Here is a 22,769-nt window from a genome sequence, read left to right on the forward strand (position 1 = left end):
ACACAATGACAATAATATCGCCGAATTCGGCTCTTTTCTGGAGTCGCGTTGATGCTTATAAGAAACAGTAGTGGTCGCCAAAGGTTAACTCTGGCGAGCGTCATAGTTTGTGCGCTGTCCATCAATACAGCATATGGCTGGCAACAAGAATATATCGTTGATGCGCTGTCAGGGCATACGGCTGAACGTTATACATGGGACAGCGATCACCAACCACGTTATAACGACATTCTGGAAGAACGTATTCGTTCCACTCAGAACGTGGCGGGGCCCGTGGTGAATCTGGCGGATGAGACGCCAATGGATGCCACCAGCGGCATGAGTATGGGCTGGAACTTCCCGCTTTCAAGGCAGGTGACAACCGGTCCGGTTGCCGCGCTGCATTATGACGGTTCCACCACATCTACTTACAACGAATTTGGCGATAGCGCGACGTCGGTAACGCAGAACGATCCGCTGTGGCATGCCAGCGTGAGCTCGTTGGGCTGGCGAGTCAATTCGCAGTTCGGTGATGTGCGACCGTGGGCGCAAATCAGCTATAACCAGCAGTTTGGCGAAAATATCTGGAAGGCGCAGTCGGGTCTCAGTCGCATGACGGCGGCGGGTCAGGATGGTAACTGGGTAGATGTTACCGTCGGTGCGGATATGCTGTTGAACCCGCACATGGCGGCTTACGCGGCGCTGTCGCAGGCGGAAAATAGCACCAACAACAGCGACTATATGTACACCATGGGAGTGAGCGCCAAATTTTAACGTAAACAATCATCACATAAACATCTTGATTACATGTTGAGATCAACAATCACAAGCACTCCAGCGATAGCGTGTACTAACTCATGCGATAAAATTCAGTAACCCGACTTTTTGTCTCGTCATTCATTCCGCATTCCAGGCATTTCATTCCGTCCTGGCGGCATTTCATGCCGTTTTCCCCTGCTCATAAAAACGCTTCGGTATGGTTGTTGGCAGAGAATTTCCCCTTTTGTTTATGCAGGAAGACTGCCATGAAAACTTCTGATTATCAGCGTACCCGCTGGCTGACACTGATCGGCACCATCATTACCCAATTTGCTTTAGGTTCTGTTTATACCTGGAGCCTGTTTAACGGTGCGCTTTCTTCTAAGCTTGATGCGCCGGTGAGTCAGGTTGCCTTTTCCTTTGGCCTGCTGAGCCTCGGGCTGGCAATTTCTTCTTCCGTCGCCGGGAAACTGCAGGAACGTTTTGGCGTGAAACGCGTCACCATGGCCTCCGGTATTTTACTCGGTGTTGGCTTCTTCTTAACGGCACACTCTGACAGCCTGATTATGCTGTGGCTGAGCGCTGGTGTGTTGGTTGGTCTGGCGGATGGCGCAGGCTACCTGTTAACACTTTCCAACTGTGTAAAATGGTTCCCGGAGCGTAAAGGGCTGATTTCCGCCTTCGCTATCGGTTCTTACGGTCTTGGCAGCCTCGGTTTTAAATTCATCGATAGCCAACTGTTGAGCACCGTGGGTCTGGAAAAAACCTTCATGATCTGGGGCGCGATTGTGCTGGTAATGATCGTCTTTGGCTCCACGCTGATGAAAGACGCGCCGAATCAGGAAGTGAAAACGAAAAATGGCGTGGTTGAGAATGACTACACCCTGGCGCAGTCCATGCGTAAACCGCAGTACTGGATGCTGGCGGTCATGTTCCTGACGGCGTGTATGAGCGGGCTGTACGTAATTGGCGTGGCGAAAGATATCGCACAAAGTCTGGCACATATGGATGTGGCAACGGCGGCAAACGCGGTGACCGTGATTTCTATCGCTAACCTGTCCGGTCGTCTGGTTCTGGGGATTCTGTCCGACAAAATCTCTCGTATTCGCGTTATCACCATTGGTCAGGTCGTTTCGCTGGTGGGTATGGCGGCACTGCTGTTCGCGCCGTTGAATGATGTGACCTTCTTTACGGCGATTGCCTGTGTGGCATTTAACTTTGGTGGCACCATCACCGTGTTCCCGTCACTGGTGAGTGAGTTCTTCGGTTTGAACAACCTGGCTAAAAACTACGGTGTCATTTACTTAGGTTTCGGTATCGGCAGCATTTGTGGTTCCATTATCGCCTCGCTGTTCGGCGGATTCTATGTGACCTTCTGCGTTATCTTTGCGCTGTTAATTATCTCGCTGGCGCTTTCTACCACTATTCGTCAGCCGCAGCGTAGCGTCTATACCGAGGCACACGCCTGAATCTATTAGTGGTCTGATTAATGCCCGGCGCATATATTTACAAAAATATATGCGCCGTTTGCATTCTCTATAAGCACTTTTCTTCCCTCCTGTGGTCTACTTACCTGCGCTGTAGAATTTTCTTATTATCTGCACTTGTCGCACTTTTCCCCTGTATGGCCTGACAGGCTTTTGCGCAGGGTGTTTTTATCCCTTCCTCCAGGGTTTGTTTGCATGAGATATATCAAATCGATGACGCAGCAGAAGCTGAGTTTCTTGCTGGCGATCTATATCGGTCTTTTTATGAATTGCGCTGTGTTTTTCCGTCGCTTTAGCGGATATGCGCACGAGTTTACCGTCTGGAAAGGACTCTCTGCGGTTGTTGAATTAGCTGGCACTGTGCTGGTGACCTTTTTTTTACTCCGTGTTCTCTCTTTATTTGGCCGACGCGTCTGGCGTGTCCTGGCAACGTTTGTGGTGCTCTGCTCTGCCGGCGCCAGCTATTACATGACCTTCCTGAATGTGGTCATTGGCTACGGTATTATTGCCTCGGTCATGACCACCGATATTGATTTATCAAAAGAAGTCGTCGGCTGGCATTTTATCGTTTGGCTGGTTTCAGTCAGTATTATCCCATTGGTGTTGATTTGGAGTAACCGCTGTCGTTATACCCTGATGAAACAGATTCGTACGCCTGGCATGAGATGGCGTAGCGTAGCGGCGGTTTTATTGGCTGGCCTGATGGTGTGGGCGCCCATTCGTCTGCTCAGCATGCAACAAAAAAGCGTTGAGCGTGAAACAGGGATCGATTTACCCAGCTACGGCGGAGTCGTTGCGAACTCCTATTTGCCGTCAAACTGGCTCTCTGCGCTGGGTTTATACGCCTGGGCGCAGGTGGATGAATCTTCAGACAACAAATCGCTGATGAACCCGGCGAAGAAGTTCACCTACGTTGCCCCCAACAATCTCGACGACACCTATGTCGTGTTTATTATCGGTGAAACCACGCGCTGGGATCATATGGGGATTTTTGGCTATGAGCGAAACACCACGCCAAGGCTGGCTCAGGAGAAAAACCTGGCGGCTTTCCGTGGATATTCCTGTGATACCGCGACCAAGCTTTCACTACGCTGCATGTTCGTTCGTGAAGGTGGGGCAGAGGAAAACCCACAGCGTACGCTGAAAGAACAAAACGTCTTTTCTGTGCTCGGCCAGTTAGGATTTAAAACCGATCTGTACGCGATGCAAAGCGAGATGTGGTTCTACAGCAATACCATGGCGGAAAACATTGCCTATCGTGAACAGATTGGCGCAGAGCCGCGTAACCGTGGCAAAAACGTTGACGATATGCTGCTGATTAATGAGATGCAGCAATCTTTACAGAAGACTGATGATGGCGAAAAGCGTCTGATTATTCTGCACACCAAGGGCTCGCATTTTAACTACACCCAGCGCTACACCCGCGAATATGCACAGTGGAAGCCGGAGTGTGTCAATGTTGATAGTGGCTGCTCGAAAGCTGAGATGATTAATTCATTTGATAATTCGGTAACCTACGTTGATCACTTTATTACCCAGGTGTTTGATCAGCTGCGCGATAAGAAAGCGATCGTGTTTTACGCCGCCGATCACGGTGAGTCAATTAACGAACGTGAGCACCTGCACGGTACGCCGCGTAAAATGGCGCCGCCTGAGCAGTTCCGCGTTCCTATGATGGTGTGGATGTCAGACAAATATCTGGAAGACCCTGACCATGCGAAGGCATTTGCGCACCTGAAGCAAGAAGCTGAGATGAAGGTGCCGCGTCGTCATGTGGAACTGTACGATACCGTTCTGGGTTGCCTTGGTTATACCTCGCCAAATGGGGGGATTAACGAGAATAACAACTGGTGTCGTATCCCGGACGCGAAGAAGGTTACAGCCCAGTAACAGAGCTGCTGACTTTCTCGCCGATCAAATGGCATTTTGATACTAAGGGATTGACGGGCGCGCGGCTGAGCAGTAAGATGCGCCCCGCATTCGGTGATTGGCGCAGCCTGGTAGCGCACTTCGTTCGGGACGAAGGGGTCGGAGGTTCGAATCCTCTATCACCGACCAAATTTAAAACCCTGCTCAACGAGCAGGGTTTTTTGTTTTGTAGGCCTGATAAGCGAAGCGCCATCAGGCAATATTGGAGACATTGCCGGATGGCGGCGCAAGCGCCTTATGCGGCCTACAGACTCAGTTTCATCCTGGCGTGTATGGCGTTATTCCAATCCCACCTTTGACCTTCCTTTTATCTGCAAAAATTGTGCATCACTTCCCACTGACAGTTAACGATTCTGTGACATATTCCATTGCCTTTTTTTATGTTTGCTTGAAACTTTTTTTGCGCTACTTATGGCTGGCGCTGGCATTTTCCGCTGTGCGTTTTAACGTTCATGGCATTAATCGCTCAGATATGCAGCATTCATTGGGAAAATTTGAATAAATTGCATAAATGTTAATCTCCAAATGTTGCGAAGTATGAAGATGTTTATTCTGGCATAGTGCGCGTAGCACAAATTTCCCTGCTGAAAATACCCGCTTGCACTTTTTTTAATCTTTGTTTGCCAATTCTCACCGTTGGTGTAAATCGCGGTTACCTGTATTGACGTTTTCACATTCTGTTGACAGATTGTAGGGTATGAGGGGCATTTCATGGAGAATCCGCACTGCAACTCAGTCGCTTATGTGAACGGAATCCCCATCCTCTTAACGCTGACCCGGCCGGGTAAAAAACAAAAAAGGCCAGGCGGTGCAAACCCATTGCAAAGGGTAAAACAACAAACATCACATTTGGAGCAGAAGAATGAGTATTTCCTTGAAGAAGTCAGGGATGCTGAAGCTTGGTCTGAGCCTGGTGGCTATGACCGTCGCAGCAAGCGTACAGGCTAAAACTCTGGTTTATTGTTCAGAAGGATCTCCTGAAGGCTTTAACCCGCAGCTTTTCACCTCTGGTACCACCTATGATGCCAGCTCCGTGCCGATCTATAACCGCCTGGTCGAGTTCAAAACCGGCACAACTGAAGTGATCCCGGGACTTGCTGAGAAGTGGGAAATCAGCGAAGACGGTAAAACCTATACCTTCCACCTGCGTCAGGGCGTGAAGTGGCAGGACAACAAAGATTTCAAACCGACGCGCGAATTAAACGCCGATGACGTGGTGTTCTCTTTCGATCGTCAGAAAAACGCCCAGAACCCGTACCATAAAGTTTCTGGCGGCAGCTATGAATACTTCGAAGGGATGGGTCTGCCAGACCTGATCTCCGAAGTGAAAAAAGTGGATGATAAAACCGTTCAGTTCGTGCTGACTCGCCCGGAAGCACCGTTCCTGGCTGACCTGGCGATGGACTTCGCTTCTATTCTTTCCAAAGAATATGCGGACAACATGCTGAAAGCCGGTTCCCCGGAGAAAGTGGATCTGAACCCAATCGGTACCGGTCCGTTCCAGCTGCAGCAGTACCAGAAAGACTCTCGTATTCTGTATAAAGCATTCGAAGGTTACTGGGGCACTAAGCCGCAGATCGACCGTCTGGTCTTCTCCATTACGCCTGACGCTTCTGTGCGTTACGCCAAACTGCAGAAGAACGAGTGCCAGGTGATGCCGTACCCGAACCCGGCTGACATCGCACGCATGAAGCAGGATAAAAATATCAACCTGATGGAGCAGGCCGGTCTGAACGTTGGCTACCTCTCTTTCAACACCGAGAAGAAACCGTTTGATGATGTGAAAGTCCGTCAGGCGCTGACCTACGCGGTAAACAAAGAAGCGATCATCAAAGCGGTTTATCAGGGTGCTGGCGTTGCCGCGAAAAACCTGATCCCACCGACCATGTGGGGCTATAACGACGACGTTAAAGACTACACCTACGATCCTGAGAAAGCCAAAGCGCTGTTGAAGGAAGCCGGTCAGGACAAAGGCTTTACCGTTGAGCTGTGGGCTATGCCGGTACAGCGTCCATATAACCCGAACGCACGTCGTATGGCGGAAATGGTTCAGGCTGACTGGGCGAAAATTGGCGTTCAGGCCAAGATTGTGACCTACGAGTGGGGCGAGTATCTGAAACGCGCCAAAGCGGGTGAACATCAGGCGGTGATGATGGGGTGGACCGGTGACAACGGGGATCCGGACAACTTCTTCGCCACCCTGTTTAGCTGTGCGGCAGCGAAAGACGGTTCCAACTACTCTCGCTGGTGCTACAAGCCGTTTGAAGACCTGATCCAACCGGCGCGTGCGACCGACGATCACAACAAACGTATTGAACTGTACAAGCAAGCTCAGGTTGTTATGCACGATCAGGCCCCGGCTCTGATTGTTGCTCACTCCACCGTGTATGAACCAGTGCGTAAAGAAGTAAAAGGCTATGTGGTTGATCCATTAGGCAAACACCACTTCGAAAACGTCTCTGTCGAATAATTAAAAGCAATCAAGGAAGCGCTGCGCCCCGGTATTGTGTAGGCCGGATAAGCGCAGCGCCATCCGGCGTAATGCTTTACCCACGATGCAGTTTGCGTGGGATAAGATTTGTGAGCAATGCAGACTCACGGTTCCAGGCCGTGCGTCATTAGAGAGAATCCGGGTTATGTTGCAGTTCATTCTCCGACGTTTGGGACTCGTCATCCCCACGTTTATCGGTATCACTCTTCTCACCTTTGCCTTCGTCCATATGATCCCCGGCGATCCGGTTATGATCATGGCAGGTGAACGTGGGATCTCCCCTGAGCGTCATGCTCAACTGCTGGCTGAACTCGGTCTGGATAAGCCTATGTGGCAGCAGTACCTCCACTATATCTGGGGGGTTATGCATGGCGATTTAGGTATCTCACTGAAAAGCCGCTTACCGGTGTGGGAAGAGTTCGTACCTCGATTCAAAGCCACGCTGGAACTCGGCGTCTGCGCGATGATTTTCGCCGTCGCAGTGGGTATCCCGGTGGGTGTACTTGCTGCCGTTAAGCGCGGCTCCATTTTCGATCACACCGCCGTTGGCCTGGCGCTGACCGGTTACTCCATGCCGATTTTCTGGTGGGGCATGATGCTGATCATGCTGGTTTCCGTGCAGTGGAACCTGACGCCAGTTTCTGGGCGGGTGAGCGACATGGTGTTCCTTGATGATTCCAATCCGCTGACCGGTTTTATGTTGATAGACACCGCCATCTGGGGTGAAGAGGGCAACTTTATCGATGCGTTGGCGCATATGGTCTTGCCTGCGATGGTGCTGGGTACCATTCCTCTGGCGGTCATTGTGCGTATGACCCGTTCGTCGATGCTGGAAGTGCTGGGCGAGGATTACATTCGTACCGCGCGCGCTAAAGGTTTGACCCGTATGCGCGTCATCATCATTCACGCTCTGCGTAACGCGATGCTGCCCGTTGTAACCGTTATCGGCCTGCAGGTTGGTACGTTGCTGGCTGGGGCAATCCTGACCGAGACTATCTTCTCGTGGCCGGGGCTGGGACGCTGGCTGATCGATGCGCTGCAACGCCGTGATTATCCGGTAGTGCAGGGCGGGGTATTACTGGTCGCGACGATGATTATCCTAGTCAACTTGCTGGTAGACCTGCTGTACGGCGTGGTGAACCCGCGTATTCGGCATAAGAAGTAAGGGGCCATCATGTCACAGGTTACTGAAAATAAAGTTATTGCTGCACCGGTGCCGATGACGCCGCTGCAGGAGTTCTGGCACTATTTTAAACGCAACAAAGGCGCGGTTGTTGGGCTGGTGTATGTGGTGGTGATGATCCTGATTGCGGTCTTTGCCAACGTCCTTGCGCCGTACAACCCGGCAGACCAGTTCCGCGATACGCTACTAGCTCCGCCTGCATGGCAGGAAGGTGGTTCCATGGCGCATCTGTTTGGTACTGATGATGTGGGCCGCGACGTGCTGTCCCGCCTGATGTACGGTGCGCGTCTGTCGCTGTTGGTTGGCTGTCTGGTGGTTGTACTCTCCCTGCTGATGGGCGTGGTTCTTGGGCTGATCGCTGGCTACTTTGGTGGAATTGTCGATAACGTCATCATGCGTGTGGTCGATATCATGCTGGCATTGCCGAGCCTGTTACTGGCGCTGGTGCTGGTGGCGGTATTTGGCCCCTCGATAGGCAACGCTGCGCTGGCGCTGACGTTTGTGGCATTGCCGCACTATGTGCGTCTGACGCGCGCCGCTGTGTTGGTGGAAGTTAACCGCGACTACGTCACCGCATCCCGCGTGGCGGGAGCCGGCGCGATGCGCCAGATGTTCGTCAATATTCTGCCTAACTGTCTTGCGCCGCTGATTGTTCAGGCGTCGCTTGGCTTCTCTAACGCCATTCTCGATATGGCTGCCCTCGGCTTCCTGGGGATGGGCGCACAGCCGCCTACGCCGGAATGGGGCACCATGCTCTCTGACGTTCTGCAGTTTGCCCAAAGCGCCTGGTGGGTCGTGACCTTCCCGGGACTGGCGATCCTGTTGACGGTGCTGGCATTTAACCTGATGGGTGACGGTCTGCGTGACGCGCTCGATCCCAAACTGAAGCAGTAAGAGGTTCGAGATGGCGTTATTAAATGTAGATAAATTATCGGTGCATTTCGGCGACGTAGGTTCCGAATTCCGCGCCGTAGACCGCATTAGCTACAGTGTGAATCAGGGTGAAGTGGTTGGCATTGTTGGGGAGTCTGGTTCTGGTAAGTCCGTCAGCTCGCTGGCGATTATGGGACTGATTGACTACCCTGGCCGCGTTATGGCCGAAAATCTGGAGTTTAATGGTCGCGACCTGAAGCGCATCTCTGAGAAAGAGCGTCGCCAACTGGTGGGTGCGGAAGTGGCAATGATCTTCCAGGACCCGATGACCAGTCTTAACCCCTGCTACACCGTCGGCTACCAGATTATGGAAGCCATCAAGGTGCACCAGGGCGGCAACAAAAAAACGCGTATTCAGCGGGCAATTGACCTGCTGACGCTGGTGGGGATCCCCGATCCGGCCTCGCGTCTGGATGTCTATCCGCACCAGTTGTCCGGTGGGATGAGTCAGCGCGTGATGATCGCGATGGCAATTGCCTGTCGTCCGAAGCTGCTGATTGCAGATGAACCGACAACGGCGCTGGATGTGACCATTCAGGCGCAGATCATCGAGCTACTGCTGGAATTGCAGCAAAAAGAGAACATGGCGCTGGTCTTAATCACGCACGATCTGGCGCTGGTGGCTGAAGCGGCACACAAAATCATCGTGATGTACGCTGGGCAGGTAGTGGAAACCGGGGCCGCGCAGGATATCTTCCGCGCGCCGCGTCATCCTTACACCCAGGCGCTGCTGCGCGCGCTGCCGGAGTTTGCTCAGGACAAAGCGCGTCTGGCCTCACTGCCGGGCGTGGTTCCCGGTAAATATGACCGCCCGAGCGGCTGTTTGCTGAATCCACGCTGCCCCTATGCGACCGACAAATGCCGCGCTGAAGAACCTGAACTGAACCCGCTGGAAGGCGGTCGTCAGTCGAAATGCCACTACCCACTTGATGATGCCGGGAGGCCTGGGCTATGAGTACGCAAAAGGCCGCCGCGCAACAGCCGCTGTTGCAGGCAATTGACCTGAAAAAACACTACCCGGTGAAGAAGGGCATGTTCGCCCCGGAACGCCTGGTGAAAGCGCTGGATGGCGTTTCCTTTACTCTGGAGCGCGGTAAAACGCTGGCGGTGGTAGGTGAGTCGGGCTGTGGGAAATCCACCCTTGGCCGTCTGCTGACGATGATTGAAATCCCGACTGGCGGTGAGCTGTATTACCAGGGTCAGGATTTACTCAAGCATGACCCGCAGGCGCAGAAGCTGCGTCGGCAGAAAATCCAGATAGTGTTCCAGAACCCCTATGGTTCCCTGAACCCGCGTAAAAAAGTAGGGCAGATTCTGGAAGAGCCGTTGCTGATCAACTCCACGCTCAGCAAAGAGGAGCGCCGTGAAAAAGCGCTGGCGATGATGGCGAAAGTGGGACTGAAAACCGAGCACTACGACCGCTATCCGCATATGTTCTCCGGCGGCCAGCGTCAGCGTATCGCCATTGCCCGCGGTCTGATGCTTGACCCGGATGTGGTGATTGCCGACGAACCGGTCTCGGCGCTGGACGTTTCCGTACGTGCGCAAGTGCTGAACCTGATGATGGACTTGCAACAGGAACTGGGGCTGTCATACGTCTTTATCTCGCACGACCTGTCGGTGGTAGAGCACATTGCCGATGAAGTGATGGTGATGTATTTAGGCCGCTGTGTGGAAAAAGGGACCAAGGATCAGATCTTCAATAATCCACGGCATCCGTACACTCAGGCGCTGCTCTCCGCAACGCCGCGCCTGAACCCGGACGATCGCCGCGAGCGTATCAAGCTGACCGGTGAGCTGCCAAGCCCGCTGAATCCGCCACCAGGCTGCGCATTCAACGCCCGTTGCCGTCGTCGCTTTGGTCCGTGTACTCAGCTTCAGCCACAGTTAAAAGACTATGGCGGTCAACTGGTGGCCTGTTTCGCCGTTGACCAGGACGAAAACCCACAGCAATAAACGTGGGTTATGACCCGATAACCGGAGCCTTGTGCTCCGGTTTTTTTATATTTTGTTTTTCCGTCCACAATGTGAGTCCTCTGGCAGAACATTATTCCACAGCGTCTAAAATGTAGTCAGGTTTCCTCTCGCCACAGAAATATCTATTTCGCAGTTGCTAACTATCAGGAGCAAATGTGGTCACGATACGCTGGGATATTAAAACAATTGATCGTCTGTCGATGGTTGAGGATGTCCTGAAGGAATTTTCCTGCTGCGATATCAATATCATCTCCATGAAAGTCACACCTGGACGAATCCTGATTAAATCCTGGTGCCGCCAGCTACAGGATATTTCCTGTGTGCAATCCTGTTTAAGCCAGCGCGCCGATATTATTAATGTCGCCTACCTCTGTGAGGAGATAAGCGAGCTGTCAACGCCGGAGCCGGAACGCCCGCGTTATTTCTCTGACATTATTTGCAGCAGCCAGAGCATGCACGCGCTTATCGAAAAGGCGATAAAAATTGCTGACAGCAAATATACCGTTCTGATCCGTGGCGATACGGGTACCGGCAAAGAGCTGCTGGCCCGGGCTATCCATAATTCCGGGCAGCGACGTTTTTATCCGTTTATTCCGGTCAACTGCTCTGCGCTACCTGAGTCGCTTATGGAGAGTGAATTCTTTGGCTATGAGAAAGGGGCTTTTAGCGGCGCGGATTGTAAAGGCAAAAAAGGGCTGTTTGAAATGGCCGATAAAGGCACCCTTTTTCTCGATGAGTTTGGTGAAATGTCGCTGGGCTTACAGGCTAAATTATTGCGCGTCCTGCAGGATGGTGGGATCCGTCGCGTTGGCGGGGCGCAAATTATTCCGGTTAATGTTCGCATTATTGTGGCAACCAACGCCAATCTGGAAGATATGGTGGAACAACGTCTGCTGCGCGCCGATCTCTATTACCGCATCAATGTACTTTCCCTGACTATTCCGCCCTTGCGGGAGCGTCCGCAGGATATCAGTCTGTTGATTCGCCACTTTGTGCAGAAATACGCGAAGGAATTCCAACGGCGGATCATTCTGGATAAAGCTTGTTTTGATGCCTTGCACCATCACAGCTGGCCGGGAAACGTGCGCGAACTGGAAAATACCATTATTCGTCTGATGCTAATGGCGGAATCCGATGTCATTACGCCCGAAGAATTAGGGATGGTGAATTTGCCCGCCGCTGAGCAAGGCCCGACAGAACGTCCTTTTAAAGAGCAGGTTTTGTATGCGGAACGCCAGCTTATTGAACAGATGATGGAAGAGAATGTGTCGTCGCGGCATATCGCCAAAGCGCTGGGGGTGTCACATACCACGGTACTGAATAAAATTCGCAGCTATCAACTGGAGAGTGTGAGCTAAGCGCCGCCAGGAGCTGACGGCGCAGTTTACGCGGGTTATTCAATCAGCTTCAGTAATGGCGACAGGCACAGCAGGATCCCGTACAGCAGGATTAGCCAGGTTTTCAGCCCGCGTAGTTTTTCCAGCTGTGTGACTTTATAGATCAGGAAAAACGGAATAATACACGACACAATCCCGTACAGCGGGCTGCCTAACTGGAAGAACACCAGTACTGATACGCGAAACGATACCCAAATCACCAGGGTGATAACAATAAAGGTACAAATACCCAGCGTAAGCACCAGAGGATTAATTTTTTCCACGTCAATAACGCGGCTCAGTACGTTAAGAATAATTCCTTTGATCGCCTCGTGGAATCCCAAATAAATACCAAAGAACGCGGTTAATACGGCGAAGATATTTAATACCGTTGAGGTGATATGAATAATCTGTCCCGGAATCACCTGTGCCGCCAGCGCCAGTGCGGAAATATTTTGTTCGAAGGCTGAAACGGCTTCTTCATGGCTAATGGAAAAGGTAAAAGAAAAAGAGAAAAACAGGATGACCGCAATCAGCGTAATGTAACTGATCCGATGCGTACGTATAGCCATACGAGTGGCCAGTACCCGGTCCGCCACCCGTTTGCGGTAGGCGATGTTCATAGGGTTCAACACCTGAATAAACACCGCGGAGAAGAAGCAGAACGGGATGGTTAGCAGTACATCGCGAAAGAACACCGAGGCTTCAGGGAAGGCGCTGATATTAGCGAAGTTCCAGTGCGGAACCATCGCAAAACCAAATACGATGATGATACCCACTTTGACCACTACCATCGGGCCGGAGATTTTGAACAGCAGTTTTTCTCCCCCGGAAGCAATGGCGACCAGCACGGCAAAAATGGCCACTTTGTAGATTATCGACTGTGAAAGATCGGTCTCGGTCAAGCCGAAGGTTTTGATATATGAGGCGCTGTCAAAAACCACAGATAAGGAATAAATAAATATGCCGTGAATAATCATCAGAAAATAGATGACGCCAAGAAATACGCCCCAGTTTTTTCCCAGATAATGACTTATAATATCCGTGTAGTCATTACAGGTTTCACTTTCTGATAATGTTTTTAAATAAATATCCTGCACAATATAAGTTGCCGGATAAGCAATAATAAAGGCGACAATAAATACCCAAATGCCTGTTAAGCCAATTTGTACCGGCATCAGTACCGTTCCGGCACCAATGGCCATGCCTATGCACAGTAATACCCAGCCAAAATCGTATTTCGTAAACGGTATTTTTTTTGAGAATGGTACGGCGGTTGCTGTATTGTTGCTTAATTGTAATGTGTTGTCCTGCATAGAACCCCCTGCCCAAAATACACGTTCTCCCCGAAAGAGGATTGCGCGTATTGCCAGACTGTTGTGCCTTGATTCTCAACAACCTGAACCGAACGGCGTCGGTTCAGGCCATATTGGTCAGAATGTTGCCTTTCTGATGGCGTGTTCAAGGTCGTTAATAATATCTTCTGGATCTTCAAGACCCACAGAAAGACGGATAAGCCCGTCGGTAATACCTGCTTTAAGCCGTTCCTCTGGCGCAACGGGCGAATGTGTCATAGACGCTGGGTGCTGAATGAGGGTTTCGGTATCACCGAGACTGACCGCGAGGAGGCATAATTCTACAGAATTGATCATCCGTCTGCCAGCCTCGAGGCCGCCGGCGATTTCGAAGCTGATAATTCCACCTGGCAGGCTCATTTGTCGCTGGCCCAGCTCATACTGCGGATGCGATGACAGGCCTGGATAATACACCCGAGTAATGGACGGATGCCCTTCGAGGAAGCGGGCGATTTTCAGCGCATTTTCACAGTGACGCTCCATACGAATGCCCAGCGTTTTAACGCCGCGCAGCGTCAACCACGCATTGAAAGGACTCATGCAGCCGCCGGTGATATCTTTCAGGCCAACAAACCGCGCCTGGTCGATAAACTCCTGCTTACCAACAATGATGCCGCCAATCACATCCCCGTGACCGTTGATATATTTGGTGACGCTGTGCACCACAATATCCGCGCCCAGTTGCAAAGGCTGCTGACAGTACGGCGACATAAAGGTGTTATCCACCACCAGCAATGCGCCTTGCTGATGGGCGATACCGGCTACCGTTTCAATGTCGACCAGCGACAGCGTCGGGTTAGCGGGCGTTTCGATATATACAACTTTGGTTTCCGGGCGCATGGCGGCGCGGATTTCTTCAGGCTTTGCCGCGTCGACAAAGCTGACGTTAATCCCAAACTTTGGCATGCTGTGCGACAAAAACGCGTGGGTACAACCGTAAATCGCGCTGGCGGAAACGATATGGTCACCCTGCTGACAAAGCGTCAACAGCGTTGTGGTGATAGCTGAAATACCGGACGCGGTTGCCAGTCCGGCTTCACCTCGTTCCAGTACCGCCAGCTTTTTCTCCAGCGCATCGGTGGTGGGGTTACCCAAACGGGTGTAAATGTACCCGGACTCTTCGAGCGCAAAGCGGGCGGCACCTTGTTCGGCGCTGTCAAAAACAAACGTTGAAGTCTGGAAAATAGGCGTACTGAGCGCGCCAGTTGAAGGGTCGGGTTGTTGCCCCGCGTGAACGATCTGGGTGTTGAATCCGTAAGTACGACAGTCAGACATGATATCTCCTTTGATTCGGAACAGAACAGCTCACAGTCATATAGCAATCGCTGTGCCAGAAAATAAACCAATAGATATCAATGTGTTAGTGGTTTTATCGTGCGGGTAGCCGTCAGGAAAGTTGCCAGTTGGCAAGAAACTTTCCAGCGCTTGGCGGATTTATTAAGCCGTAATTGCGAGGCTTTACGCAGACTGGATCACTCCGGGGTGATGAGACGGAAGTGTTACCGTAGAATCAGCAGCACGCCGGGTTTACCCGGTGAGGCGCGATGTTGCGGGGGCTTGATCCCCGGCGGCATAGGTTGCTGGAAAGAGAAAACCCCCGCACGTTGTTCGGTATAAACCTGGCAACAAAACGGGGGCTAACCTTGATCCTCAACAGTTCAAGAATAGCCGCGAACAGTTGCCATTGCAACACAGGCGGCTATATGACGCTCGCACAGTTAGGCGTGGCTTTCTGGCACGATTTAGCGGCTCCAATTATCGCTGGCATTATTGCCAGCTTGATTGTGAACTGGCTGCGTAACAGGAAGTAATGCACTTTGCGGGCGTCTGCCTGCCGTAATGGCAACATGCGCCCGAACCAGGCCGCAGGGGGTAACCTTGCGGCCTTTTTCGGCTTAAATGCAGATAAATCTCGTCGTCAGGTGCCTATCCTGTCGCGATAATGCACGCTGGGAAGTTTTCAGATACCGCCTCTCTTAATACCGCTACGATCGGGTATACTCTGACGGCAGTTTCGTCTATCCGTGGAGAGTCAGTTTGCGTGTCAGTCGCTCGTTAACAATTAAGCAGATGGCAATGGTTGCGGCCGTTGTTATGGTGTTCGTTTTTATTTTTTGCACCGTTTTGTTGTTCCATCTGGTCCAGCAAAACCGCTATAACACGGCTACGCAACTGGAAAGCATCGCTCGCTCCGTTCGTGAACCTCTGTCGAACACTATCCTGAAAGGGGATATTCCCGAAGCGGAAGCTATTTTAAGAAGTATTCGGCCAGCAGGCGTGGTAAGTCGCGCCGATGTGGTGCTGCCTAATCAGTTTCAGGCGCTGCGGATGAGCTTTATACCTGAACGTCCGGTTCCGGTTACGGTGACTCGCCTGTTTGAGCTTCCGGTACAAATTTCGCTGCCTATCTATTCTCTTGAACGTTCCGCTAACCCACAACCGCTGGCGTATCTGGTGCTGCAGGCGGATTCGTACCGCATGTACAAATTCGTGATGAGTACGCTCTCGACGTTAGTGACCATTTACTTACTTTTGTCGCTAATACTGACCGTCGCTATCTCCTGGTGCATTAACCGCTTGATTGTGCACCCCTTACGTAAAATTGCCCGTGAGCTGAACGACATTCAACAGCAGGACCTGATTGGTTATCAACTGGCATTGCCGCGTCTACATCAGGATGATGAGATTGGTATGCTGGTGCGTAGCTACAATCTTAATCAGCAGTTGATTCAGCGACATAGCGAAGATCAAAGCGACTTAGCAATGCGTTTCCCGGTTTCCGAACTGCCCAATAAGTCGTTTTTAATGGGGCTGCTGGAGCAGGTTGTTACCCGCCAACAGACGACGGCGCTGATGATTGTCACCTGCGAAACCCTACGTGACACCGCGGGTGTGTTAACCGAAACCCAGCGAGAAATCCTGTTACTTACGCTGGTCGAAAAACTGAAGTCTGTATTGTCTCCCAGGATGGTGCTTACCCAAGTGAGTGGCTATGACTTTGCCATTATCGCCCATGGTGTAAAAGAACCCTGGCACGCTATTACGCTAGGTCAGCAAGTACTCACTATCGTTAATGAGCGGTTACCGATTCAGGGTATTCAACTACGTCCTACCTGCAACATTGGGGTGGCGATGTTTTATGGTGATTTAACCGCAGAGCAGCTCTACCGCCGCGCCCTGTCAGCCGTGTTAACGTCGCGTCATAAAGGTAAAAACCAAATTCAGTTCTTTGATCCGTTGCAGATGGAAGAGGCGCAGCAGCGTTTAACCCAAGAGAACGATATTTTAACCGCCATGGATAACCGGCAATTTGCGCTCTGGATGCAGCCCCAGGTTGAGATGTCCAGCGGCAAGGTATTGAGCGCAGAAGCATTGTTGCGGATGCAGCAGCCGGACGGTAGCTGGGAGCTGCCGGAAGGGTTAATCGACAGAATTGAGTCTTGTGGTCTGATGGTGACCGTCGGTTATTGGGTGCTGGAAGAAACATGCCGCCAGCTGTCAGCCTGGCAAGAACGCGGTCTCATGCTGCCGCTCTCGGTGAATTTATCCGCTCTCCAGTTGATGCACCCAAGTATGGTGTCTGATCTGCTGGAGTTGTTAACGCGCTATCGCATTAAGCCTGGCACATTGATTCTGGAAGTGACTGAAAGCCGGCATATTGACGATCCCCACGCCGCAGTGGCCATTTTGCGACCGCTGCGCAACGCGGGCGTGCGCATCGCCCTGGATGACTTTGGCATGGGGTATGCGGGTCTGCGACAGCTACAGCATATGAAGTCGCTGCCGGTGGATGTACTCAAAATCGATAAGATGTTTGTCGATGGCGTGCCCGAAGATTGCAGCATGATCTCCGCCATCATTCAGCTGGCACATAGCCTCAACTTGCAGATGATCGCCGAAGGCGTTGAAACCGAAGCGCAACGCGAATGGTTATCAAAAGCCGGGGTGGAAGTGGCGCAAGGATTCCTGTTTGCTCGACCCGTTCCGGCAAATATCTTTGAAGAACGTTATCTGGCACCGGAAAGCGCTGATTACAAAAGTTAAAAAAGGTCTCGCTTGTGCGAGCCAGCTCAAAATTTTTAACATTTTTGTATCAATTATGATCCAGGTGCATTTCTGTCATGTTGAGTGGGTGTTACTTTAAGGCCGCAGGTTAAACAAAACCTTACAAGACCTGTGGTTTTTACTTTAAGGACACCCTATGAAGACCTCTATATTCAAAAGCCTTTACTTTCAGGTCCTGACAGCAATTGCCATTGGTATTCTCCTTGGCCATTACTACCCTGAATTAGGCGCCCAAATGAAGCCGCTTGGTGATGCTTTCGTTAAGCTCATCAAGATGGTCATCGCACCTGTCATCTTCTGTACTGTCGTGACCGGCATTGCAGGCATGGAAAGTATGAAAGCAGTAGGCCGCACCGGTGCGGTTGCACTGCTCTATTTTGAAATTGTCAGTACGATTGCGCTGATCATCGGCCTTATCATCGTCAACGTGGTGCAACCCGGTGCCGGAATGAACGTCGATCCGGCGACGCTGGACGCTAAAGCGGTTGCCATTTACGCTGAACAGGCAAAAGACCAGGGGATCGTAGGCTTCCTGATGGATATTATCCCGGGTAGCGTGATTGGCGCGTTCGCCAGCGGTAACATCCTGCAGGTATTACTGTTTGCGGTAATGTTTGGTTTTGCGCTGCACCGTCTGGGCAGCAAAGGCCAGATGATTTTCAACGTGATTGAAAGCTTCTCGCAGGTTATTTTCGGCATCATCAATATGATTATGCGTCTGGCGCCGATCGGTGCTTTCGGTGCCATGGCCTTTACCATCGGTAAATATGGCGTCGGAACGCTGGTGCAACTGGGTCAGCTGATAATCTGCTTCTACATCACCTGTATTCTGTTTGTGGTTGTGGTTCTGGGCTCCATTGCTCGCGCAACCGGCTTCAGCATTTTCAAATTCATCCGCTATATCCGTGAAGAACTGCTGATCGTACTGGGTACGTCTTCTTCTGAATCCGCGCTGCCGCGTATGCTCGATAAGATGGAAAAACTGGGCTGCCGGAAGTCGGTTGTCGGGTTGGTTATACCCACGGGCTACTCGTTTAACCTTGATGGGACATCAATCTATCTGACGATGGCGGCGGTGTTTATCGCTCAGGCAACCAACAGCCATATGGATATCTTCCATCAGATAACCCTGTTGGTGGTGCTCCTGCTCTCCTCAAAAGGTGCAGCGGGTGTGACCGGCAGTGGCTTCATTGTTCTGGCCGCGACGATCTCTGCTGTGGGCCATTTGCCGGTTGCGGGTCTGGCTCTGATTCTTGGTATTGACCGCTTTATGTCTGAAGCACGTGCGCTGACTAACCTGGTCGGCAACGGTGTGGCAACTGTCGTCGTCGCTAAATGGGTCAAAGAACTGGACCATAAAAAGTTGGACGATGTGCTGAATAATCGTGCGCCGGATGGCAAAACGCACGATTTATCCTCTTAATCTCGTCACTTATGCCCGTAGTCCCTTCCAGGACTGCGGGCGTTTGCGCATAATTACCCCCTGTGCCTGAAACCGTCGATTCGGCGGCTCGGGATTTTTTCACTTCTTCCGTGACATTTTTATGTTCTCGCGGTCTAACACGAAGTGTTTTTAACGTCATATTCAGAGAGTCCTTTCGAGGGCTGTCTTTTTATTTCCAGGATAGTTGATCAGGGGTTCACATGCAGGGCACAAAAATTCGACTTTTAGCGGGCGGCTTGCTGATGATGGCCACTGCCGGCTATGTGCAGGCAGATGCGCTCCAGCCTGACCCGGCGTGGCAACAGGGCACGCTGGCAAATGGTCTACAGTGGCAAGTGTTAGCCACTCCCCAGCGCCCCAGCGACCGTATTGAGGTCCGCCTGCTGGTTAATACCGGTTCACTCACCGAAAATACGCAACAGAGTGGTTTCAGCCATGCGATCCCACGTATCGCGCTGACGCAAAGCGGTGGCCTCGATGCCACGCAAGCCCGTTCATTGTGGCAGCAGGGGTTCGATCCCAAACGTCCCATGCCGCCGGTTATCGTTTCCTATGATTCCACGTTGTACAACCTCAGTCTGCCAAACAGCCGTAACGATCTACTGAAAGAGTCACTTTCTTACCTGGCGAATATCTCCGGCAATCTGAGCATCACCTCTGAAACGGTCAATCATGCGCTGAGCAGCGAAGATATGGTTGCAACCTGGCCGTCAGATACCAAAGAAGGGTGGTGGCGTTACCGTCTGAAGGGATCGACCCTGCTGGGACACGATCCCGCCGATCCGCTGAAAACGCCTGTAGATGCGGCGAAAATTCAGTCTTTCTATCAGAAATGGTATACCCCGGACGCGATGACGCTGATCATCGTCGGTAACGTTGATGCACGCAGCGTAGCTGAGCAAATCAATAAAACCTTTGGCGAGTTAAAAGGAAAACGCGAAACGCCTGCACCGGTACCTACGCTCTCTCCGCTGCGAGCAGAAGCCGTAAGCATTATGACCGATGCGGTACGCCAGGATCGCCTGTCTATTATGTGGGATACGCCGTGGCAACCGATCCGTGAATCTGCCGCGTTGTTACGTTATTGGCGCGCTGATTTAGCTCGTGAGGCGCTGTTCTGGCACATTCAGCAAGAGCTAACCAAAAACAATGCCAAAGACATTGGCCTCGGATTTGACTGCCGGGTGCTGTTCCTGCGCGCGCAGTGTGCGATTAACGTTGAGTCGCCAAACGATAAGCTGAACGCCAATCTGGGTACGGTTGCGCGTGAGCTGGCGAAAGTGCGTGATAAGGGACTTCCGGAAGAAGAGTTCAATGCGCTGGTCGCGCAAAAGAATCTGGAACTGCAGAAGCTGTTTGCCACCTATGGTCGTACCGATACCGATATTTTGATCAGCCAGCGTTTGCGCTCGCTGCAAAATCAGGTGGTGGATATTGCGCCTGAACAGTATCAGCGTTTACGCCAGAGCTTCCTCAACAGCCTGAGCGTTGAGATGTTGAATCAGGACCTGCGACAGCAGCTGTCGCAAGATATGGCGTTAATTCTGCTGCAGCCGAAGGGTGAACCTGAATTCAATATGAAGGATCTGCAGGCGACGTGGGATAGCATTATGGCGCCCGTTACCGCAGCGGCAACATCTGTTGAAACGGATGAATCACACCCTGAAGTGACGGATATCCCGCCGGTACAATAACCTGTAGGCCGGATAAGACGATTACGCCGCCATCCGGCATTGGAGATGCCGGGGGCGCTTCGCTTGCCCGGCCTACGGTATGCAGACCGGATAATCGACGTTATTGCGGCATAGCGTCGCGTGGGATAATCGCCCCGCGGTGCTGAATCACGGTGCTTGCCGTCAGGTGGCCGCGTTTTGCGGCCTCAGCAGCATCGCCACCGGTCAGACGTACCGCCAGATATCCGGCGCTGAAGGAGTCTCCGGCCGCAGTGGTATCGATCACCTTCTCTTTCGGCAATTTAATGGCCGGAACGTCGATGAGCGCTTCGCCCGCGATGGAAACCAGGCAAGAGTCTGCGCCACGCTTCACAACCACTTCCTGTACACCAGCTGCGTGAGTACGGGCAATCACCTCAGCAACGGGTTTTTCACCCCACAGCGCGTCTTCATCGTCCAGCGTCAGGAATGCGATATTGGTGCATTCCAGCATCTGCTGATACACCTGCTGGGTTTCTTCTTTGCTGCTCCACAGACGTGGGCGGTAGTTATTATCAAAAATGACTTTTCCGCCGTTGGCACGGCATTCACGCAGCAACGACAGCAGCTTGTCACGACTTGCCGGGCTTAAAATCGCCAGGCTGATTCCGCTCAGATACAAGTAATCAAATGTCGCCAGCTCTTCGCAAATCGCGGCAGACTGCTCGCTCTCCAGCCAGAATTTTGCGGCGGCTTCATTACGCCAGTAATAGAAGGTGCGCTCGCCAGTGCTGTCGGTCTCAATGTAGTAGAGACCCGGCAGGCGGTTTTCCATGCGCTGGGTTAATGAGGTATCCACGTTTTCACCCTGCCAGGACTCCAGCATTTGTTGGCTAAAACTGTCGGTACCCAGTGCAGTCACATAGTGTACGGAAAGTGCCGTAGCATCGACCTGACGGGCGATATAAACGGATGTATTCAACGTGTCGCCACCGAATCCGCGCTGAACGTCAGCGCCTTTCTGTGACAGCTCAATCATGCATTCGCCAATCACGGCAATCTTTCTGGACATAGTCGTAACCTGCTCTGAAAAAAATTAGCGTTAGTGTGCGCTGTGGGTTTTAAGTGGTCAACTATATTAAAACAACGTTCCATTATTTTTTTGAGCCAGCACGTGTTCTGCGTTGTTTTTGCCGCTTAGTTTTTATTTTTGCGCACAGCTGAACGTAAAGTTCTGCGTCTGAGCGCCGATAACCTTTGACGAGTCCGGTCAGTCACACTCTTATTTACAGGACATCTCAGATGATAAAGCAGGTTACCCAGCAGCTCATTACGCTCGATGCGAGTATTGAAAACTTGCAGGAGAGACGCTATTGGCTGCAGTGCGAGCGTGCTTACACCTACCAGCCAATTTACCAGACCAACGGACGACTGATGGCCGTTGAACTGCTGACTGTCGTGAGCCATCCTGATAATCCATCCCAACGTATTGCGCCAGACCGCTATTTTGCCGAAGTAACCGTCCGACATCGTGTTGATGTGGTGATAGAGCAACTTCTTCAACTTGAGCTGAAAGGGGACTTTTTCAGAGCCAACAACCTGCTGGCTTCCGTGAACGTCGACGGACCAACGCTCATAGCGATGCGCCAGGATCCCGAAATCCTGAAAATCATTGAAGGCCTGCCGTGGCTGCGTTTTGAGCTAGTGGAACATATCCGCTTACCGAAGGGGTCGTCCTTCGCCTCAATGTGCGAGTTTGGCCCGCTCTGGCTGGATGATTTTGGTACCGGAATGGCGAACTTCTCGGCGCTTAGTGAAGTGAATTATGACTATATCAAAGTGGCGCGAGACCTGTTCGTCATGCTGCGCAAGACGCCGGAGGGACGTAATCTCTTCACACTACTATTACAGCTGATGAACCGCTATTGCCGCGGCGTGATTGTCGAAGGCGTTGAAACGCTGGAAGAGTGGCGCGATGTGCAAAACTCACCGGCTTTTGCCGCACAAGGCTATTTTCTCTCTCGTCCAGTGCCTCTGGACACGCTTGAAGAGGTGATCCTGTCGCTTTGATGAGGACGTAGCACACCTCCTTTTCATCCTGCTGGACTATCTTTAGGACAGGCAAGGAAGGAAGTAGAG

19 protein-coding genes and 1 tRNA gene are annotated in these 22,769 nt (G+C 51.9%); 17 read left to right on the plus strand and 3 right to left on the minus strand.

Annotated elements, in window-relative coordinates:
• Nucleotides 1-51 precede the first annotated feature (51 nt).
• The 12 genes from SK39_RS12640 to SK39_RS12690 all read left to right on the plus strand — a co-directional run bounded on the left by SK39_RS12640 (nt 52) and on the right by SK39_RS12690 (nt 12,096).
• Nucleotides 52-753: an autotransporter outer membrane beta-barrel domain-containing protein gene (locus SK39_RS12640; protein WP_003846109.1), complete on the plus strand. Its 702-nt coding sequence runs from the start codon at nt 52-54 to the stop codon at nt 751-753.
• Nucleotides 754-1,004: 251 nt separating this feature from the next.
• A complete protein-coding gene (locus SK39_RS12645) occupies nt 1,005-2,207 on the plus strand; it encodes an L-lactate MFS transporter (protein WP_003024301.1) in 1,203 nt (400 codons plus the stop codon).
• Between the two features lie 213 nt (nt 2,208-2,420).
• Nucleotides 2,421-4,115 (plus strand): kdo(2)-lipid A phosphoethanolamine 7''-transferase, encoded by a 1,695-nt coding sequence (gene eptB, locus SK39_RS12650; protein WP_003837727.1) that lies wholly within the window; start codon nt 2,421-2,423, stop codon nt 4,113-4,115.
• Nucleotides 4,116-4,206: 91 nt separating this feature from the next.
• Nucleotides 4,207-4,283: transfer RNA gene (locus SK39_RS12655), tRNA-Pro, on the plus strand.
• A gap of 73 nt (nt 4,284-4,356) precedes the next feature.
• The gene (locus tag SK39_RS12660; protein ID WP_127663664.1) at nt 4,357-4,656 is read left to right on the plus strand and encodes a hypothetical protein; all 300 of its coding nucleotides are present in this window, start codon (nt 4,357-4,359) and stop codon (nt 4,654-4,656) included.
• Nucleotides 4,657-4,865: 209 nt separating this feature from the next.
• On the plus strand, nt 4,866-5,102 hold the full coding sequence (locus tag SK39_RS27120) for a hypothetical protein (protein ID WP_127674029.1): 237 nt from the start codon (nt 4,866-4,868) through the stop codon (nt 5,100-5,102).
• Nucleotides 5,017-6,624, plus strand: a complete 1,608-nt coding sequence (gene dppA, locus SK39_RS12665) for a dipeptide ABC transporter periplasmic-binding protein DppA (RefSeq protein ID WP_044700383.1) — start codon at nt 5,017-5,019, stop codon at nt 6,622-6,624. The genes SK39_RS27120 and dppA overlap by 86 nt, the downstream gene beginning before the upstream one ends.
• A 166-nt stretch (nt 6,625-6,790) precedes the next feature.
• On the plus strand, nt 6,791-7,810 hold the full coding sequence (gene dppB / locus SK39_RS12670) for a dipeptide ABC transporter permease DppB (protein ID WP_003837733.1): 1,020 nt from the start codon (nt 6,791-6,793) through the stop codon (nt 7,808-7,810).
• A 9-nt stretch (nt 7,811-7,819) separates the two neighbouring features.
• On the plus strand, nt 7,820-8,722 hold the full coding sequence (dppC, locus tag SK39_RS12675) for a dipeptide ABC transporter permease DppC (protein WP_003837734.1): 903 nt from the start codon (nt 7,820-7,822) through the stop codon (nt 8,720-8,722).
• A gap of 10 nt (nt 8,723-8,732) precedes the next feature.
• Nucleotides 8,733-9,716, plus strand: coding sequence for a dipeptide ABC transporter ATP-binding protein (gene dppD / locus SK39_RS12680; protein ID WP_032950483.1), 984 nt, complete (start codon nt 8,733-8,735; stop codon nt 9,714-9,716).
• On the plus strand, nt 9,713-10,717 hold the full coding sequence (dppF, locus tag SK39_RS12685; protein ID WP_003024319.1) for a dipeptide ABC transporter ATP-binding subunit DppF: 1,005 nt from the start codon (nt 9,713-9,715) through the stop codon (nt 10,715-10,717). Before dppD ends, dppF begins: the two co-directional genes overlap by 4 nt.
• A gap of 176 nt (nt 10,718-10,893) precedes the next feature.
• On the plus strand, nt 10,894-12,096 hold the full coding sequence (locus SK39_RS12690) for a sigma-54 interaction domain-containing protein (RefSeq protein ID WP_003024321.1): 1,203 nt from the start codon (nt 10,894-10,896) through the stop codon (nt 12,094-12,096).
• A 35-nt stretch (nt 12,097-12,131) separates the two neighbouring features.
• On the opposite strand, the gene SK39_RS12695 is transcribed toward SK39_RS12690, so the two are convergent.
• Entirely contained in the window at nt 12,132-13,430 is a 1,299-nt protein-coding gene (locus tag SK39_RS12695) for an aromatic amino acid transport family protein (RefSeq protein WP_003837738.1), read from the minus strand.
• Nucleotides 13,431-13,547: 117 nt separating this feature from the next.
• A complete protein-coding gene (megL, locus tag SK39_RS12700) occupies nt 13,548-14,744 on the minus strand; it encodes a methionine gamma-lyase (RefSeq protein WP_003023295.1) in 1,197 nt (398 codons plus the stop codon).
• Between the two features lie 428 nt (nt 14,745-15,172).
• On the opposite strand from megL, the gene SK39_RS27125 reads away from it, so the two are divergent.
• From SK39_RS27125 to SK39_RS12720, 4 genes are all read left to right on the plus strand, one after another.
• The gene (locus SK39_RS27125) at nt 15,173-15,280 is read left to right on the plus strand and encodes a type I toxin-antitoxin system toxin Ldr family protein (protein WP_003023297.1); all 108 of its coding nucleotides are present in this window, start codon (nt 15,173-15,175) and stop codon (nt 15,278-15,280) included.
• Between the two features lie 226 nt (nt 15,281-15,506).
• Nucleotides 15,507-17,513, plus strand: a complete 2,007-nt coding sequence (hmsP, locus tag SK39_RS12710) for a biofilm formation regulator HmsP (protein ID WP_071681698.1) — start codon at nt 15,507-15,509, stop codon at nt 17,511-17,513.
• Between the two features lie 157 nt (nt 17,514-17,670).
• Nucleotides 17,671-18,957, plus strand: coding sequence for a C4-dicarboxylate transporter DctC (gene dctA / locus SK39_RS12715; RefSeq protein WP_003837746.1), 1,287 nt, complete (start codon nt 17,671-17,673; stop codon nt 18,955-18,957).
• Nucleotides 18,958-19,178: 221 nt separating this feature from the next.
• Nucleotides 19,179-20,672 carry a M16 family metallopeptidase gene (locus SK39_RS12720; protein WP_003846129.1) on the plus strand — a complete coding sequence of 498 codons (1,494 nt, stop codon included), beginning with the start codon at nt 19,179-19,181 and terminating at the stop codon, nt 20,670-20,672.
• A 100-nt stretch (nt 20,673-20,772) separates the two neighbouring features.
• Here the strand turns inward: SK39_RS12720 and kdgK are convergent, their stop codons facing one another.
• Nucleotides 20,773-21,702, minus strand: a complete 930-nt coding sequence (kdgK, locus tag SK39_RS12725) for a 2-dehydro-3-deoxygluconokinase (RefSeq protein WP_032937217.1) — start codon at nt 21,700-21,702, stop codon at nt 20,773-20,775.
• Between the two features lie 230 nt (nt 21,703-21,932).
• On the opposite strand from kdgK, the gene pdeH reads away from it, so the two are divergent.
• Nucleotides 21,933-22,700, plus strand: a complete 768-nt coding sequence (gene pdeH / locus SK39_RS12730; protein WP_003023308.1) for a cyclic-guanylate-specific phosphodiesterase — start codon at nt 21,933-21,935, stop codon at nt 22,698-22,700.
• Nucleotides 22,701-22,769: the final 69 nt, after the last annotated feature.

It is taken from the genome of Citrobacter sp. BIDMC107 (genome assembly GCF_001037575.1).
Lineage (GTDB): Bacteria > Pseudomonadota > Gammaproteobacteria > Enterobacterales > Enterobacteriaceae > Citrobacter > Citrobacter freundii.

Bases quoted from the DNA above. Each gene is read 5' to 3' on its own strand.
- megL (WP_003023295.1), bottom strand. From the start codon at position 14,744: ATGTCTGACTGTCGTACTTACGGATTCAACACCCAGATCGTTCACGCG.
- pdeH (WP_003023308.1), top strand. From the start codon at position 21,933: ATGATAAAGCAGGTTACCCAGCAGCTCATTACGCTCGATGCGAGTATT.
- SK39_RS12720 (WP_003846129.1), top strand. From the start codon at position 19,179: ATGCAGGGCACAAAAATTCGACTTTTAGCGGGCGGCTTGCTGATGATG.
- dppB (WP_003837733.1), top strand. From the start codon at position 6,791: ATGTTGCAGTTCATTCTCCGACGTTTGGGACTCGTCATCCCCACGTTT.
- eptB (WP_003837727.1), top strand. From the start codon at position 2,421: ATGAGATATATCAAATCGATGACGCAGCAGAAGCTGAGTTTCTTGCTG.
- dppC (WP_003837734.1), top strand. From the start codon at position 7,820: ATGTCACAGGTTACTGAAAATAAAGTTATTGCTGCACCGGTGCCGATG.
- SK39_RS12640 (WP_003846109.1), top strand. From the start codon at position 52: ATGCTTATAAGAAACAGTAGTGGTCGCCAAAGGTTAACTCTGGCGAGC.
- dppA (WP_044700383.1), top strand. From the start codon at position 5,017: ATGAGTATTTCCTTGAAGAAGTCAGGGATGCTGAAGCTTGGTCTGAGC.
- SK39_RS27120 (WP_127674029.1), top strand. From the start codon at position 4,866: ATGGAGAATCCGCACTGCAACTCAGTCGCTTATGTGAACGGAATCCCC.
- SK39_RS12695 (WP_003837738.1), bottom strand. From the start codon at position 13,430: ATGCAGGACAACACATTACAATTAAGCAACAATACAGCAACCGCCGTA.
- dppF (WP_003024319.1), top strand. From the start codon at position 9,713: ATGAGTACGCAAAAGGCCGCCGCGCAACAGCCGCTGTTGCAGGCAATT.
- SK39_RS12645 (WP_003024301.1), top strand. From the start codon at position 1,005: ATGAAAACTTCTGATTATCAGCGTACCCGCTGGCTGACACTGATCGGC.
- dppD (WP_032950483.1), top strand. From the start codon at position 8,733: ATGGCGTTATTAAATGTAGATAAATTATCGGTGCATTTCGGCGACGTA.
- kdgK (WP_032937217.1), bottom strand. From the start codon at position 21,702: ATGTCCAGAAAGATTGCCGTGATTGGCGAATGCATGATTGAGCTGTCA.
- SK39_RS27125 (WP_003023297.1), top strand. From the start codon at position 15,173: ATGACGCTCGCACAGTTAGGCGTGGCTTTCTGGCACGATTTAGCGGCT.
- dctA (WP_003837746.1), top strand. From the start codon at position 17,671: ATGAAGACCTCTATATTCAAAAGCCTTTACTTTCAGGTCCTGACAGCA.